Origin of the sequence: Microbacterium memoriense (assembly GCF_025398275.1) — a bacterium.
GTDB classification, from domain to species: domain Bacteria; phylum Actinomycetota; class Actinomycetes; order Actinomycetales; family Microbacteriaceae; genus Microbacterium; species Microbacterium memoriense.
On sequence record NZ_JAODOR010000005.1, the window covers coordinates 88,883 to 103,975 of the forward strand.

Annotated in this window: 13 protein-coding genes; all 13 read left to right on the plus strand. The window is 70.8% G+C overall.

What is annotated here, in order from left to right:
* Nucleotides 1-61 precede the first annotated feature (61 nt).
* The 13 genes from N4R40_RS05195 (at nucleotide 62) to N4R40_RS05255 (ending at nucleotide 14,973) form a co-directional block, all read left to right on the plus strand.
* Nucleotides 62-1,075 carry an ABC transporter permease gene (locus N4R40_RS05195; protein WP_261606308.1) on the plus strand — a complete coding sequence of 338 codons (1,014 nt, stop codon included), beginning with the start codon at nucleotides 62-64 and terminating at the stop codon, nucleotides 1,073-1,075.
* Nucleotides 1,072-1,923 carry an ABC transporter permease gene (locus tag N4R40_RS05200; RefSeq protein ID WP_261606309.1) on the plus strand — a complete coding sequence of 284 codons (852 nt, stop codon included), beginning with the start codon at nucleotides 1,072-1,074 and terminating at the stop codon, nucleotides 1,921-1,923. Before N4R40_RS05195 ends, N4R40_RS05200 begins: the two co-directional genes overlap by 4 nt.
* Nucleotides 1,920-3,566 (plus strand): dipeptide ABC transporter ATP-binding protein, encoded by a 1,647-nt coding sequence (locus N4R40_RS05205; protein WP_261606310.1) that lies wholly within the window; start codon nucleotides 1,920-1,922, stop codon nucleotides 3,564-3,566. The genes N4R40_RS05200 and N4R40_RS05205 overlap by 4 nt, the downstream gene beginning before the upstream one ends.
* A complete protein-coding gene (locus N4R40_RS05210; RefSeq protein ID WP_261606311.1) occupies nucleotides 3,563-4,636 on the plus strand; it encodes a putative FMN-dependent luciferase-like monooxygenase in 1,074 nt (357 codons plus the stop codon). The genes N4R40_RS05205 and N4R40_RS05210 overlap by 4 nt, the downstream gene beginning before the upstream one ends.
* Nucleotides 4,633-5,253 carry a CMD domain protein gene (locus N4R40_RS05215; RefSeq protein WP_261606312.1) on the plus strand — a complete coding sequence of 207 codons (621 nt, stop codon included), beginning with the start codon at nucleotides 4,633-4,635 and terminating at the stop codon, nucleotides 5,251-5,253. Before N4R40_RS05210 ends, N4R40_RS05215 begins: the two co-directional genes overlap by 4 nt.
* 1 nt (nucleotide 5,254) lies before the next feature.
* Nucleotides 5,255-5,878 carry an alkylhydroperoxidase domain protein gene (locus N4R40_RS05220; RefSeq protein ID WP_261606313.1) on the plus strand — a complete coding sequence of 208 codons (624 nt, stop codon included), beginning with the start codon at nucleotides 5,255-5,257 and terminating at the stop codon, nucleotides 5,876-5,878.
* Nucleotides 5,875-6,522 carry a VOC family protein gene (locus tag N4R40_RS05225; RefSeq protein WP_261606314.1) on the plus strand — a complete coding sequence of 216 codons (648 nt, stop codon included), beginning with the start codon at nucleotides 5,875-5,877 and terminating at the stop codon, nucleotides 6,520-6,522. Before N4R40_RS05220 ends, N4R40_RS05225 begins: the two co-directional genes overlap by 4 nt.
* A complete protein-coding gene (locus N4R40_RS05230) occupies nucleotides 6,519-7,727 on the plus strand; it encodes an amidohydrolase (protein ID WP_261606315.1) in 1,209 nt (402 codons plus the stop codon). The genes N4R40_RS05225 and N4R40_RS05230 overlap by 4 nt, the downstream gene beginning before the upstream one ends.
* 138 nt (nucleotides 7,728-7,865) lie before the next feature.
* Complete coding sequence (treZ, locus tag N4R40_RS05235) at nucleotides 7,866-9,611, plus strand: malto-oligosyltrehalose trehalohydrolase (RefSeq protein ID WP_261606316.1); 1,746 nt, start codon at nucleotides 7,866-7,868, stop codon at nucleotides 9,609-9,611.
* 57 nt (nucleotides 9,612-9,668) lie between these two features.
* Nucleotides 9,669-10,310 (plus strand): RNA polymerase sigma factor, encoded by a 642-nt coding sequence (locus tag N4R40_RS05240; protein ID WP_261606317.1) that lies wholly within the window; start codon nucleotides 9,669-9,671, stop codon nucleotides 10,308-10,310.
* Nucleotides 10,300-10,761 carry a hypothetical protein gene (locus tag N4R40_RS05245; protein WP_261606318.1) on the plus strand — a complete coding sequence of 154 codons (462 nt, stop codon included), beginning with the start codon at nucleotides 10,300-10,302 and terminating at the stop codon, nucleotides 10,759-10,761. Before N4R40_RS05240 ends, N4R40_RS05245 begins: the two co-directional genes overlap by 11 nt.
* Nucleotides 10,762-10,809: 48 nt before the next feature.
* Nucleotides 10,810-12,453, plus strand: coding sequence for a S8/S53 family peptidase (locus N4R40_RS05250; RefSeq protein ID WP_261606319.1), 1,644 nt, complete (start codon nucleotides 10,810-10,812; stop codon nucleotides 12,451-12,453).
* 42 nt (nucleotides 12,454-12,495) lie between these two features.
* On the plus strand, nucleotides 12,496-14,973 hold the full coding sequence (locus tag N4R40_RS05255; protein ID WP_261606320.1) for a CHAT domain-containing protein: 2,478 nt from the start codon (nucleotides 12,496-12,498) through the stop codon (nucleotides 14,971-14,973).
* Nucleotides 14,974-15,093: the final 120 nt, after the last annotated feature.

Here is a 15,093-nt window from a genome sequence, read left to right on the forward strand (position 1 = left end):
CGCCCGGGACCGATCCGTCGGTCCCGGGCGACGCCGTCCCTATCTTCGTGAGAGAAGCGACATGACCTACGTACTGCGCCGCATCGGTCAGGCGGTCCTCGTGCTGGCCCTGGCCTACACGGTTGCCTACGTGCTGTTGGCCGCGCTCCCGGGAGACGCGATCATCGCCCGCTACGCGAGCCCGGACCTCGGTCTCACCGATGCGCAGATCCAGGCGATCCGTGAGTCGCTCGGAGCCGATGAGCCGCTGGTCGTGCAGTACTTCCTCTCGATCTGGGGGTTCCTCCACGGAGACTTCGGCTACTCGGTCGCCAACGGGGCCGCGGTGTCGGAGCTCATCGCCACAGCGCTGCCGTCGACCCTCGTTCTGGCTGTCTTGGGTCTCGTGCTCGCGGTCTTCCTCGCCGTCGTGATCGCGTTCACCGCGACTTACGGCGCCGGCCGGTGGTTGCGCCGGGTCTTCCGGGGGATGCCGCCGTTCTTCGTCTCGTTGCCGGTGTTCTGGATCGGCATCATCCTCATCCAGATCTTCTCCTTCCGGCTGGGCTGGGTTCCCGTTATCGGCGCGGACCCGGCACAAGCGCTCATCCTGCCGGTCATCACGCTCGCCATCCCGATCGCCGCCCCGCTGGCGCAAGTGCTCATGCGCTCGATCGACGAAGTGCGCGAGCAGCCGTTCGTCACGGTCGTCCGTGCCCGCGGCGCAACGACCTCCTGGCTGCTCTGGCGCAACGTCGCCCGCAATGCGCTCCTGCCGACGCTCACGATGGCGGGTCTCCTCTTCGGCGAACTCGTCGGCGGCGCCGTCGTCACCGAGACCGTGTTCGCTCGTCCGGGCATCGGCCAGCTCACGGCTCAGGCGGTCGCGAACCGCGATACGCCGGTTCTGCTGGCGGTCGTCGTGATCTCGACCGTCGCGTTCGTCGTCATCAACCTCATCGTCGACCTCCTCTACCCCGTGCTGGATGCGCGACTGCGTACGCCGGGCCGTCGCGCCCGCAACGCACCGACGACCGAAGCGAGCGAGCTGACCATGACCAGTGAACTGTCCGCACCCGTGGGGAGCACCCGATGACCGCCCTCGCTTCGGCCCCGGACGTGGCCACGCCCACCCGGAGGGCACGCGCGCCCCGTGCCCGATGGGGCTTCGTCCTGCCGGCCCTCGTGATTCTGGTCGCCCTGCTGTGGGCCTTGTTCCCGGCGCTGTTCACCTCGCAGAGTCCGACCGAGACCGTTGCCGCATCGCTGCAAGCACCGAGCGCCGAGCATTGGTTCGGGACCGACGCGACGGGCCGTGACCTGTATGCACGCGTCATCTACGGTGCGTCGCAGTCGATCCTCGGCGCGCTCATCGCGGTCGCGGTGGGACTCGTCGTGGGCACCGCCATGGGCGTCATCGCCGGCGCCGTCGGCGGCGCGGTCGATGAAGTCCTCATGCGGGTCGTCGACGTGCTCCTCGCGATCCCGGCTCTCCTTCTCTCGCTCAGCGTCGTGATCCTCCTCGGATTCGGAACGACGAGCGCCGCGATCGCCGTCGGTGTGACCTCGATCGCGGTCTTCGCGCGACTCGCCCGCTCACGAGTGGTGAGCGTGCGCGTCGCGGACTTCGTCGAGGCGGCCTACGGGTCGGGCGGCACATTCTTCGGTGTGCTGTGGCGCCACATCCTGCCGAACTCGCTGACGCCGGTCATCGCACTGGCTGCGCTGCAACTCGGTTCGGCGATCCTGCAGATCTCGACGCTCGGTTTCCTCGGCTACGGCGCGCCGCCGCCCACGCCCGAGTGGGGGCTGCTGATCGCCGAGGGTCGCAACTATGTCGCCACCGCCTGGTGGCTGACGGTCCTCCCCGGCATCGTGGTGGTGCTCGTCGTCCTCGCCACCAACCGGCTCAGTCAGGCCATTCGAGGAGGGGACGCCGCATGAGCGCCCAGCCGCTGCTGTCCGTCCGCGACCTCGCCGTGCAGTACCGCACGCGCCGTGGGCTCGTCGATGCCGTCCGCGGCGTCTCCCTCGAGGTCGAAGCCGGGAGCGTCACCGCGCTCGTGGGTGAATCGGGTTCGGGTAAGTCCACCGTCGCGCAGTCGGTCATCGGTCTCCTCGCCGGCAACGGCCGGATCGCCGGCGGCAGCATCACGCTGAACGAACGCACCGACGGAGTGACGGACCTCGTGGGGCTCTCCGAGAAGGGATGGCGGCACCTCCGCGGTCGCTGCATCGCCCTCATCCCGCAGGATCCCGGCAATTCGCTCAACCCCGTCGCGACGATCGGCTGGAGCGTGGGTGAAGCCCTCCGCATCCACGGGTGGAAAGACCGCCGCAAGATCGACGCCCGCGTGATCGACCTCCTCGATCGCGTCGGCATCGACGATCCCGAAGCGCGGGCGCGCCAGTATCCGCACGAGCTGTCCGGCGGAATGCGTCAGCGGGTGCTGATCGCCGCGGCCCTGGCGCTCGAGCCCGAGCTGATCATCGCCGACGAGCCCACGAGTGCGCTCGACGTCACAGTGCAGCGGACGGTTCTCGACCTCCTCGACGAGCTGCGCGCCGAGTCGGGTACCGGCATCCTGTTCATCACGCACGACCTCGCCGTTGCCGCCGACCGCTCGGACCAGATCGTCGTCCTCCGCGGAGGACAGGTGCAGGAAGCGGGACCGTCCGCTGCGGTGCTCACGCATCCGCAGGCCGAGTACACGCGGACGCTCCTCGCCGATGCGCCGTCGCTTGCGAGCGTCGTCGAACGCACGCCGCCGGTCGTGGATGCTGCGGCGCACCCGCTCGTCGAGGTCACTCGCCTCACGCAGGAGTTCGCGCGCCCCGGTCGTACGCCGCTGCGCGCGGTCGACGACGTCTCGTTCACCGTCGCCCGCGGGACCACCCACGCGCTCGTCGGAGAATCCGGCTCCGGTAAGACGACGACGGGTCGCAGCATCGCCGGATTCAACCGAGAGGCGCAGGGCGTCATCCGCGTCGGCGACACCGATGTGACGGCGCTGAAGTCCCGTCGCGCGTTCCACCGGACGACGCAGCTGGTGTATCAGAACCCGTTCGCCTCGCTGGACCCGCGGCAGTCGATCACGAGCATTCTGACCGAACCGCTGCGCAACTTCGGGATCGGCGATCGCGCCGACCGGACCGAGCGGGCCGCTCATCACCTCGAACTCGTCTCGCTCGCCCCCGAGATCGGCGCCCGCCACCCGCACGAACTCTCCGGAGGGCAGCGGCAGCGGGTCGCGATCGCGCGCGCCCTCATCGTCGAGCCGGAACTCGTCGTCCTCGACGAAGCCGTCTCAGCGCTCGATGTCACGGTGCAAGCGCAGATCCTGCGCCTGCTGGCACGGTTGCAGAGCGAGCTCGGCCTGACCTATGTGTTCATTTCGCACGATCTCGCCGTCGTGCGGCAGATCGCCGACACGGTCTCGGTCCTCCAGCGCGGGCGCCAGGTCGAGTACGGTGCGGCCCAACAGGTGTTCGACCACCCGCAACACGACTACACGCGGCAGCTGCTGGCTGCCATTCCCGGCGCGTCCCTGCGGGCCGGGCTCACGGAAACAGAGGTGACCGCATGACCGGACCACGGCTCGGATTCTTCAGCCGACTACTCGAGCCGGTGCCGGCGGCCGACCGCTATCGCTTCGCGCTCGAGCAGATCGATCAGGCCGAGCGCTCGGGCTTCGCTTCCGCATGGGTGGCGCAGCACCACTTCGGTGAGGACGAGGGCGGACTGCCGTCGCCGTTCGTGCTGTTGGCCGCCGCCGCGCAACGCACGTCGCAGATCGCTCTGGCCACCGGCGTCGTCACGTTGCCGATCGACGACCCGCTGCGCGCCGCAGAGGATGCCGCCGTGCTCGATCAGCTCAGCGGCGGGCGCGTGCAGCTCGGCGTCGCATCCGGGGGCACGCCGTCGTCGTTCGCGGCGTTCGGGCAAGACGCCGGCCGTCGCCGCGAGATCTATGCCGACCACCTCGAGGTCTTCACCGATGCGCTTTCGGGTCGTGCGGTGCGGGGCACGTCGTCGCGGATCTATCCCGCCGGCGGCGATCTCGCCGAACGCATCTGGCAGGCGACGTTCTCGGTCGACGGTGGCCGCCGCGCCGGCGAGAACGGCGACGGGCTGCTGCTCTCGCGCACACAGCCGCGCACCCCCGACGCCCCGGACGCGCCTCTCCACGAGCTGCAGCTGCCGATCATCGCGGCGTATCGCGCGGCGCTCCCCGACGGGGCTCCCGTGCGGGTGCTCGCGTCGCGGACCGCACTCGTCGTCGACGAGGGCGATCGCACACGCGCGCTCGAGCTGGCGGATGCGGGCCTGCGGCACCTCGCCGAGACGATGTTCGGCATCGACACGACCGGGCTCGGGATCGACGCGCTCATCCGCATCACCGACACGCACGTCGGCACGGTGGACGAGGTCGTCGCCTCCCTCGGCGCGGACGAGTCGCTGCGCGCCGTGAGCGACGTGTCATTCCAGGTGCACTCGATCGCCGCGACGCATGAGATGACACTGCGGTCGCTGCAGTTGCTGGCCGATGAGGTGGCTCCCCGCCTCGGGTTCGCGACCGGCTCCGACGCCGCGCGCGACCTGCACCACGCCCACCGTGCTTTCGCACTCACCCCCTCCTCGGAAGGAAGCTCATGACCGCGGCCACCGCCGACATCATCGACCTGCTCGCCGGCATCGCCCCCGGCGATGCCCTGAGCGCCGTCCGCGATCAGCGGGCCCAAGCGCGCGAGAACGCGCAGCGCAGCTTCGAGGCACTCCTGGAGCCCGCGGACGCCGGCACGTTCCCCTTGTCGGAGCGGTACGCCATCGCGGCATTCGTCGCGCAGGTGCACGGCTTCGCCGCGGCATCCGACTTCTACGGCGACCTGCTCGGCGACGAAGCACCCGAGCTCGTCGACGCCATCGCGGATGCCGCGCGCAGCGGTGCGGCCACCGGTCCGTTCGGCGCCTACCGGGAGCCGGCGCTGCAGTCAGAGAACACCGGAGGCACGCGGTGGACCGCGGACGCCGGAGTCGGCACGCGCCTCGCGGCCGCGCTCACGCACGCGCACCTGCTGGTCTTCCGTCCCCGGGAGGCACGCCCCGAAGCGCTGCGGGCGCTCGTGGATGCCGGGTGGAGCGCCGACGACATCGTCTCGCTGTCCCAGCTGGTCGCTTTCCTCAGTTTCCAGCTTCGGGCGGCATGGGGACTCCGCGTCCTCGCGCAGACGCCCGCTGTCCAGGACCCTGCACTCATCGGCGAAGGAGCCTGACATGACCGACCTCATCACCGAATACCCCGAGCTTGCCCGCCCGGACGCCTTCACCCAGCAGGGTCTGGGCTGGGTACCGTGGCTGGCGCCGGTCGCCGAGGATGACCTCAGCGACCTCCAGCGCGATGCGCTGATCGAGCCGGCCCGCGCGAAGATGCCGTACTTCCGTCTCCTCGCGCGCGATCCCGAGGCGCTCCGCGCCCGCACCCTCACCGACCTCGACATCTTCTTCAACGTCAGCGGGGGCATCGGCCGCGCCGAGCGCGAGCTGGCCGCCGCAGCGACGTCCCGCAGCAACGGGTGCGTCTTCTGCGCCTCGGTGCACGCTGCCGCCGCGACGCGGGAATCCGGTCGCGAAGCCGACGTGCAGCGGTTGCTCGATGAAGGAGTGGATGCCGATCTCGGCGATGCGACCTGGAACGCCGTGAGTGCGGCATCCGTTGCGCTCGCCGAAACGCCCCTCGCATTCGGGTCGGACGACATCGCGCGCCTGCGAGACGTGGGCCTGGACGATGCCGAAATCATCGACGTGATCAATGGTGCGGCCTTCTTCAACTGGGCGAACCGTCTCATGCTCTCGCTCGGAGAGCCCGAAGTCCCGTCCCGCCAGCGAGATGCCGCATGAGCATTCCCACTCTTCTCGACCACGTCGTCATCGCCGGCCCCGACCTGCAGGGCGTCATCGACTGGTTCGCCGAACGCACCGGTGTCGTCGCCGTCCCGGGCGGCGCCCACCCGACCGGGACGGCCAACGCTCTCGTCGCCCTCACGATCGACGGCGTGCGCGGGCCCCAGTACATCGAGCTGATCGGTCCGAACCCGGCCCGGCCCGAGCCGGAACTGCCGACGACGTTCGGTATCTCGACGCTCGAGGCCCCCAGCATCCAGGCCTATTCCGTGCATCCGGCCGACATCGAGGCGACTGTCGCCGGCGCGCGTGCGCGCGGCTACGACCCGGGTGATGTGAGCGACCTGTCGCGCCGGACTCCGGCCGGCGTGCTGCTGGAGTGGCGGCTGACCCGAGGGGAGGATCGCCGTCTCGACGTGCCGTTCCTCATCGACTGGGGGACGACACCGCAGCCCGGAACGAGCGACATCCCGACGATCGAGCTCGTCTCGTTCGTGCGCGTCGAGCCCGATCCCGCGCCGCTCCGCGCGGTCCTGGAAGCTCTGGGTCTCGGCGACGGTGTCACGGCGGTCGAGCAGGGGACAGCGGCCGGTTTCCGGCTGACGCTGCGTCGCGCAGACGGCGCGCTCGTCGAGCTGTGAGCGCGGGGACGGATCTCGCGGGTGCGGTGGAGGCGCTGCGTCCCGAGCTCAGCGCCTTGGCCGTCGCGCTCTACGACGAGCCCGAAATCGGGTTCGAGGAGCACGCGTCGGTCGCGCGGATCGCGGCGCTGCTCGACGCACACGGAGTCTCTCCCGAGGTCGGCGCGTTCGGGCTCGACACGGCGCTGCGGGCGACGGTCGGAGACGGCGACGGTCCGCATTTCGCGATCATCGCCGAGTACGACGCGCTTCCGGGGATCGGTCACGCGTGTGGACACAACATCATCGCGGGGATCGCGGTCGGCGCTTTCCTCGCCGCAGCCCCGGTGGTGGAGAGCCTGGGCGGTCGGCTGTCGCTGATCGGCACCCCCGCCGAAGAGAACGGCGGCGGCAAAGAACACATCATCCGCGCCGGCGGCTTTGACCACGTCGATGCGGCCGGAATGGTCCATCCCTCGAGTGGATCGGGGACCACCTCGATCCTCGGGCAGCGGACCACCGGAGTGCGCCGCGTCGCGGTGACCTATCACGGGCGCGCGGCGCACGCGGCGGGGGCTCCCTGGCTCGGCCGCAACGCGCTCGATGGCGCGGTGACCGCGTACCAGGGAGTCGCGCAACTGCGCCAGCACATCCTGCCGACCGACCGCATCCACGGGATCATCACCGACGGCGGTGCGGCGCCGAACATCGTGCCGGAGCGGGCGGCGGCACTGTTCTACGTGCGCTCGGCCGAGGTGAAGACCCTGAGGGAGTTGACCGACCGCGTCGTGGCGGTGCTCGAGGGAGCGGCTCTCTCGACGGGGACGCGTGCCGAAATCGAGGTCGACCCGGTTCCGCCGTACCTGCCGTTGCAGACCAACGTCGCCCTGACCGAGCGCTGGGCGCGGGCGCTCGAAGCGCGCGGCCGGGAGATCCCGCCCCCGCCGGTCGTGCCGCCGCAGGGTGGCCCCTCGACCGACATGGGCAACGTGAGCCGCTTCGTGCCGTCGATCCATCCGTCGATCGGGCTCGGCGGGCCCGACGAAGTGTTCCCGCACAACGCGGCGTTCGCCGATCTCACGGTGCTCCCCGCGGCGCTGGACGCGCTCGTCGACGCGGCGGTCGCTCTGGCCTCCGCCGCGGTGGATTACGTGGCCGATACTGAGCTCCGGGCCGCCGTCGCCGCGGAGTTCGCCGCCGCCGGCGGCCGCTACCGCTGGGCCTGACCCCTCGCCATTCGCGCGAGCCGCAGAGCTCCGTGCGATCCGCAAAGATCCGTGCGCGCGTGGGATGTCGGCTCGCGCGAAAGTATGCGGTTCGGCAGGGATGTGCGCGGGCGGAGCCCGGCGCGGCAGGATGGACGCATGAGCATCGAGGTATGGGCACCGCGGGCCGAGCGAGTGCGGCTCCGCCGCCCGGGTCACGACGACATCGAGCTGAGCCCGAGAGGCCGCGGGTGGTGGGGTGCGGAGGTCGCGCTCGCGGCGGGGGACGAGTACGGCTTCGTCCTGGGCGCCGGGGACCGGGTGCTGCCCGATCCCCGTTCGCGGCGCCAGCCGCAGGGCGTCCACGCGATGTCAGCCGTCGACGATCCGGCCGCCTTCTCCTGGACTGACGGTGACTGGCACGGCCGTCAGTTGGCCGGCGGCGTGATCTACGAACTCCACATCGGGACCTTCACGCCCGAAGGCACGCTCGATGCGGCCACGTCGAAGTTCGCGCACCTTCGCGACCTCGGCGTGACCCACATCGAACTCCTCCCGGTCAACGGTTTCAATGGCACGCACAATTGGGGCTACGACGGCGTGCTCTGGTACACCGTGCACGAGGCCTACGGCGGGCCGGAGGCGTACCGGCGTTTCGTGGATGCCGCGCACGCGGAAGGTCTCGCGGTCATCCAGGACGTCGTCTACAACCATCTGGGGCCCTCCGGTAACTATCTCCCCGAGTTCGGTCCGTACCTGCGCGACGGTCACGGCACGACCTGGGGCGCGAGCCTGAATCTCGACGAACGCGCCGTTCGCGACTACATCGTCGATAACGCGCGCATGTGGCTGAGCGATTTCCACGTCGACGGATTGCGGTTGGATGCCGTCCACGCGCTGCACGAATCCGAGAGCAGCCCCATTCACATCCTTCGGGAGCTCGGCGAAGCCGCCGACGTGCTGAGCGCCCACGTCGGCCGTCCGCTGTCGCTGATCGCCGAGAGCGACCTCAACGACCCCGTGATGATCTTGCCGCGCGAGTCCGGCGGCCACGGCCTCGCCGCACAGTGGGTGGACGACTGGCACCACGCGGTGCACGTCGCCGTCAGCGGTGAGACCGACGGGTACTACGCCGATTTCGCGGCGCTGCAGGCGGTGCCCAAAACCTGGACCGGGGGGTTCTTCCACGACGGGACGCTGTCAAGCTTCCGCGGGCGCGAGCACGGCATCCCGATCCCGCCCGACGTGCCGTCTTGGCGTCTCGTGACCTTCGCGCAGGACCACGACCAGATCGGCAACCGCGCCGCGGGCGACCGGCTCGCGGCGACGCTCTCGCCGCAGCGTCTCGCGGTCACGGCGGTGCTCACGATGACGGCGCCCGGGACCCCGATGCTGTTCATGGGGGAGGAGTGGGGGGCGTCCACTCCGTGGCAGTTCTTCACTTCGCACCCGGAACCCGAGCTCGCCGCCGCGACCGCCGCGGGGCGCAAGGCGGAGTTCGCCGCGATGGGATGGGACGAATCGATCGTTCCCGATCCGAACGATCCCGCCACGTTCCTCCGCTCGAAGCTCGACTGGGCCGAGGTCGACACCGCGCCGCACGCCGAGCTTCTCGCGCTGTATCGCCGGTTGGCGCACCTGCGCCGCGCGTACCCCGACTTCACCGACCCGCGCGCCGTGAGTCGGGGGGCGAGCGCCGCCGACGCGATCGGTGGCCGGGTCTACGAACTCGAGCGGGGTGCCGCCCGTGTCCTCGTGAACCTCTCCGAGGCTCCGTGGCACGTCGCGCTCCGGGCCGGAGAGACCGTGTGGCTGGCCACCGAGGCAGTGGAGACAGCATCCGGAACTCTCGTTGTCCCGCCGGATTCGGCCGTCATCGCCGGGCCGGAGGGCGCGAGTTCGTAGCGTCGTGTATCAGGTGGGTCTGGCCGGACTCCTCTGGGTATGGCCACAATGGGGGTTATGACCGCCACCGACCCGCCGCACGTCCGCGGCGCATCGGGCGACGATGCACGCGCGGGTGAGTCGGGATCGATCTGGCAGCGCGCGTCTGCGGCATTCACGCGGTGGCGTCAGGGCGACGCCCGCGCGATGGATGACCTCGTGCGCACGATGACGCCGGTGCTCTGGCACGTCGTCCGCTCGTACGGCCTGGAACGAGCCCTCGCCGAAGACGTCGTGCAGACGACGTGGATGACGCTCCTGCGCGGTCACGACCGGATTGCGGATGACGCAGCCGTTGCCGGCTGGTTGACGACCTGTGCCCGCCGCGAAGCCTGGCGGACCGCGAAAGCGCATCAGCGCGCACGTCCCACCGACGACGACGAGCTCGAATCGCGACTGCCGGTGGCGGAATCGGCCGAAGAGCGCGCTCAGGCCGCCGACGTCGATCACCGGCTGTGGCGCGCGGTCGCGATCCTGGATGACCGGTGCCGACGGCTGCTGCGCATCGTCGCGTTCGAGGAGCGCCCCGACTACGCGCGCATCGCCGAAGACCTCGCCATGCCGGTCGGCTCGATCGGACCCACCAGACAACGCTGCCTCGGCAAAATGCGGGCGTTGCTGACCGCCGATGGATGGAGGGGAGACGCCGATGGCCACTGACGATGTCGCGCTGTTCCGAGCGCTGCGACAGACCTGGGAAGCGGTCGACCCGGTACCGACAGACCTCGTCGACCGGATGATCGTCGCTGTCGCGACCGCGGATCTGTCCGCCGAGTACGCGCTTCTGACTCTCGTCGTCGACGCGGATGCTCCGGCTGTCCGCGGCGAGACCGACGCGCTCACGCTGCAGTTCACGGACGGCACGGCCAGCGTCCTCGTGCACGTCGTGACGGACGAGAAGAACCGTCGCCGCATCGACGGCTGGGTGGACGCCCCGGCAACCGAGATCACTCTGGTGCAGGACGACGAGACCTGGACGACGACGCCCGATCACGGCCGGTTCTCGTTCGAGGGCATTCCCGCGGGGATGTGTCACGTGCGGGTGCTCCTGGACCGCACGGCGGAGCCCGGGGCCTCCACCGAACTGCGTACGCCCCGATTCGATCTGTGATGCACCAGTCCGCGCGCCGCGCGGGCGGTGACGATGAGGGGATGATCCATGGCTGAGGACACACGCGAACCACGACCGCCGCAACCGAAGGGCTGGTCGTGGCGAGATCGCGCGCGGGGGTCGGTGATTTCCGCTGTCGTCCTCGACCCCGGTTCCGAGCCGCTCGACGGCATCGAGGCGTTCCAGACCGCGTACGTGCCGCACCGGCTGCTCATCAGCATCCCGCCCGGTGACGGCGACCCCGAGAGCCCTGAAGGGCCGTACGCTCAGGTTCGTGCCGCGGCGCGTGAGTTCGGGTGGGATGCTGTCGCCCAGCGCCTCGACGGTACCGAACTGGCGGAGGTTCCCGAGGGGCGCGTGCCCGGCGCGCCGCGCGTGCTCCGGGTGCAGTTGACGACCCCGGATGAGGTCGCCCGCGGAGTCTCGCCGTCGCTACCCGATGCATGGCGCGTGCTGCAGCGCGTTCGCCGGACGGCGCTGGACGCCGTCGGCGGCCGTGCGGACGCCGGTGCCGCTCTCCGGCAGATGGGGGCGGATCGGATCGGCCTCGATCACATCCTGACGCTCGACCCCATCGGGGTGAACCCGTTCATGAAGACGAACCCCTTCATGAAGACCAATCCCTTCATGAAGACGAACCCCTTCATGAAGACCAATCCGGTCGACGAATACGGCTCGTGCGGATCGGGGGGCAGACAACCGGTCGCGTGGATCGGGCCGGCGCCGACCCGCCCCGCTGTGGCGAAGGGGCATCGCCGCGCCGTCGTGGCGGTGCTCGACACCGGCGCTGGCGCTCACGCGTGGCTGCCCGACGACGTCGTCGACCGCCGTGTCACGGTCGACGGGCGGGTGATCGGGCTCGAAGATGACGCGAACCCGGAGATCTATCCCGACCTGTACGGGCCGCTGGACGGACAACTCGACGATGTCGCCGGCCATGGGACGTTCATCGCCGGGATCATCCGGCAAGCCGCACCCGCCGCCGACATCCTCGCGATCCGCGTCGCCGATGCGCTCGGAATGGTGGAGGAGTCGAACCTGCTCGCCGTGCTCGAGGATCTCGCACTCCTCGCGTACCGTGCACGGCACGGCAAGGATGGCGGACGCCCGATCGATGTCGTGAGTCTTTCGCTCGGGTACTACCACGAGACCCCGCAGGACGGTTTCTACACCCGCGACCTGTACGACCTGCTGGCTGTCCTCCGCGGGCTCGGCACGACCGTCGTCGTCTCGGCGGGCAATGACGCGATCGACCGCCCGACCTTTCCGGCATCGCTCTGGCCGTGGCCGGGCGCCGACAACGGGATCGTCGCCGACGGTGGCGCCGCGCACCTCAGCGTCGGCGCGCTCAACCCCGATCGACGCACGACCTCGCTCTTCTCCAACGTCGGGCCGTGGGTGCGTCTGTACGCGCCGGGCGCCGCTGTCGTCAGCACGATCCCGGACTTCTTCGGGGGAGTGCAAGCATCCACCCGCGACGACGAGTACGACCGCGAGCGCCTCACGATCGGCCCCGAGGACTTCCGCGGTGGCTTCGCCGTGTGGAGCGGCACCTCCTTCGCGGCACCGCTCGTGGCGGGGCGGATCGCCGCGATCCTCGGCGACGGATCGCTCCCCGAGGAGGCGGATGACGCCGCCGTGACGACTGCGCTCGCCGCCGTCGAGGCGGTGCTGGTGGGCGACGACGACTGATCGCGCTCGCGCGGGAGGCAGCGGGCACGGCATGCTGAGGGGATGACGTCCCCCGACGAGCGCGAGTATGCGCGCGGGCTCGATCTGGCAGCGCAGCGACGCTTCGCGGAGGCGCTCGTCGTGCTCGATGCGGTCGCAGCCACGGCCCACGATCCGGATCTGTACGCGCGCGTCGTGGGGACGCGCGCGTACATCTTCACGCAGACCGGCCGGTCAGCGGATGGCGAGCGGGAGTGCCGCGCGGCGCTCGAGGACGACCGCCTCAGCGCGCACACGCGGGGCGTCGTGGCCGGCCAGCTCGGTAGCGTGCTCGTCAACCAAGGGCGCCTCGACGAAGGGCTTCAGTGGCTGGGCCTGGCCATCGACACGATCCCGGACGATCCGCTTGCGGTCGCGAACCTGCGGGTCAACCGGAGTCTCATCCACATGCAGCGGCGAGACCTCCCTCAGAGCGCCGCCGATCTTCAGGCGACGCTCGCGGTCTTCGCCGACCACGGGTCGGCGTCCGATCTCGCCGAGGCCCAGCACAACCTCGGCTACGTCGCCTTGCTCGAGGGCGACCTCGTTCGGGCGATGCGGGAGATGGCCGCGGCGCGTCCCGTGCTGGCGGCACTCTCGTCGGCCAACGCCGCGATCTGCGATGCGGACCGCGCCGAGGTCCTGCGCGACGCGGGTCTGGCGACGGAAGCCGAACGCGTGCTCGCCGCTGCTGCTGCGTCGTTCGGTGCGGACGGGATGCCGCAAGCGCGCGCGGAATCCGAACTGCGGCTCGCGATCTCCCTCGTCCGTCACGATCCGGGACGCGCCGAGCGCGTGGCGCGCACGGCGGCTCGGCGCTTCCGCGCGCTCGGCGCGGGGTCCTGGGCGACGCGGGCCGATGGCGTGCGCCTCCGCGCGGCACTGTCGGTCGGTGGCATGGATCAGTCCGGCCAGCTCCTCCCGGTGCACCGGCGACGCCCGGATGACGACGAGATCGACCGCGTCGCCCGTGCGCTTTCGCGCCACGGATTCGCCGGTGACGCGGCGGCTCTGCGGCTCGCCCGAGAGCTCTGGCGGGCCCGGCAGGGCAAGCGCGCCGGGCGGATGCCGGCGATCACCGATCATGCGTCGCTGGATGTCCGTCTCCTTGCGCGCGAAGTGCGCGCGCGCCGCGCGGAACACACGCGCCCGGCACGCGCACGTGCCGAGGCTGCGGCCGGGCTGGCGGAATTGGGTGCCGGGCGTTCGGTCCACGGGAGCCTGGACCTCCAGACATCGCTCGCGATGCACGGACAGGCGCTGTTGTTGGCGGGGATCGATTCGGCGGTCGCGTCGGGTCGTCCCGATGTCATCTTCGAATGGTCCGAACGTGCCCGTCTGCTCAGCCAGCAGGTCGTCGCCGTGCGGCCGCCGCACGACCCGGCGCAGGCGGCCGATCTGTCCGAACTGCGGATGCTGCGCGCCGACCTCGCCGGATCCGACTGGCTCGCCGACCCCCGCGTGATCGCGCTCGGCGCGCGCGTGCGCGAGCGGCAGTGGCAGACCGCCGGCGCGGCACGCGACGACGCTGTCGACTCGCGCCTCGATCTGGATGCTCTCCGCGCGACGCTCGCCCCGGACACCGCGGTCCTGTCCTACGTCTACGGGACGGCAGGACTGCGGTGCCTGGTGGCCACCTCCACGGGGGCATCCCTCGTGTCGCTGCCCGGATGGGAGGCCGCGCGCACGGTCATCGCGGGGCTGCGGGCCGACCTCGACATGACCGCCACCGTGCGCACCGGTCCGCTGGCGGCCGTCGTCCAGCGCTCCCTCCAGCAGCGCCTTGCCCTCCTGTCGCGGGCGCTCGTCGACGAGCCGGTGCGTGTCGCGGGCGTCCGCAGGTTGGTCGTGACCGCGCCGGGCATCCTCGCCGGCATCCCCTGGAGCATGGTGCCCGGCCTCGCGGAGTGCGCGCTGACGCTCGCCGGATCGGCGTCGCGGTGGGCGCTGAGCGAACCGCGGCCGCTGCGCACCGCGGCATTCGCCGTGGGCCCGCGGATCGACCGCGGCGTCGAGGAGGTCACGACGGCCGCCGCTGTCTGGGACTCGCCGCACCTTCTCCTCGGACCCGCGGCCACCGTCGAGGCCACCTCGGCCGTCGCGGGAGAGGCGGATGTGCTCCATATCGTCGCGCACGGACGGCACGCGGCCGACAACCCCCTGTTCTCGGGTCTGGAGCTCAGCGACGGCGTGCTGTTCGGCTACGACATCGACCGCATCGCCGCCATCCCGCGCACGGTCGTGCTCTCGGCATGCGAAGTCGGGCGGTCGGCCGTGCGCTGGGGAGAGGAAGCGATCGGTATGACGCGGGCGTGGTTGCATGCGGGCGCAGACTGTGTCATCGCCGCGCCCGTCGTGGTCGCCGATGACGACGCGAGCGCGGTGCTCAGCGCCCTGCACAGCGGCCTCGCCGCCGGCCGGAGCCCCGCCGAAGCGCTGGCTGCCGCCCAGGCGGAGACCGGCATCCTGACGGCGTTCCAGTGTCACGGCGCAGGGCTCTGAAAAAACCCCGGCGATGTATCAGGGTGTCGCCGGGGTGCTCCTCTCTTGTGAACGACAGAGACGTGAGCGTGGGGGACGCGGGGCGTCGCACCTGTGGGGGAGGACAATCCGTCGTTCGAG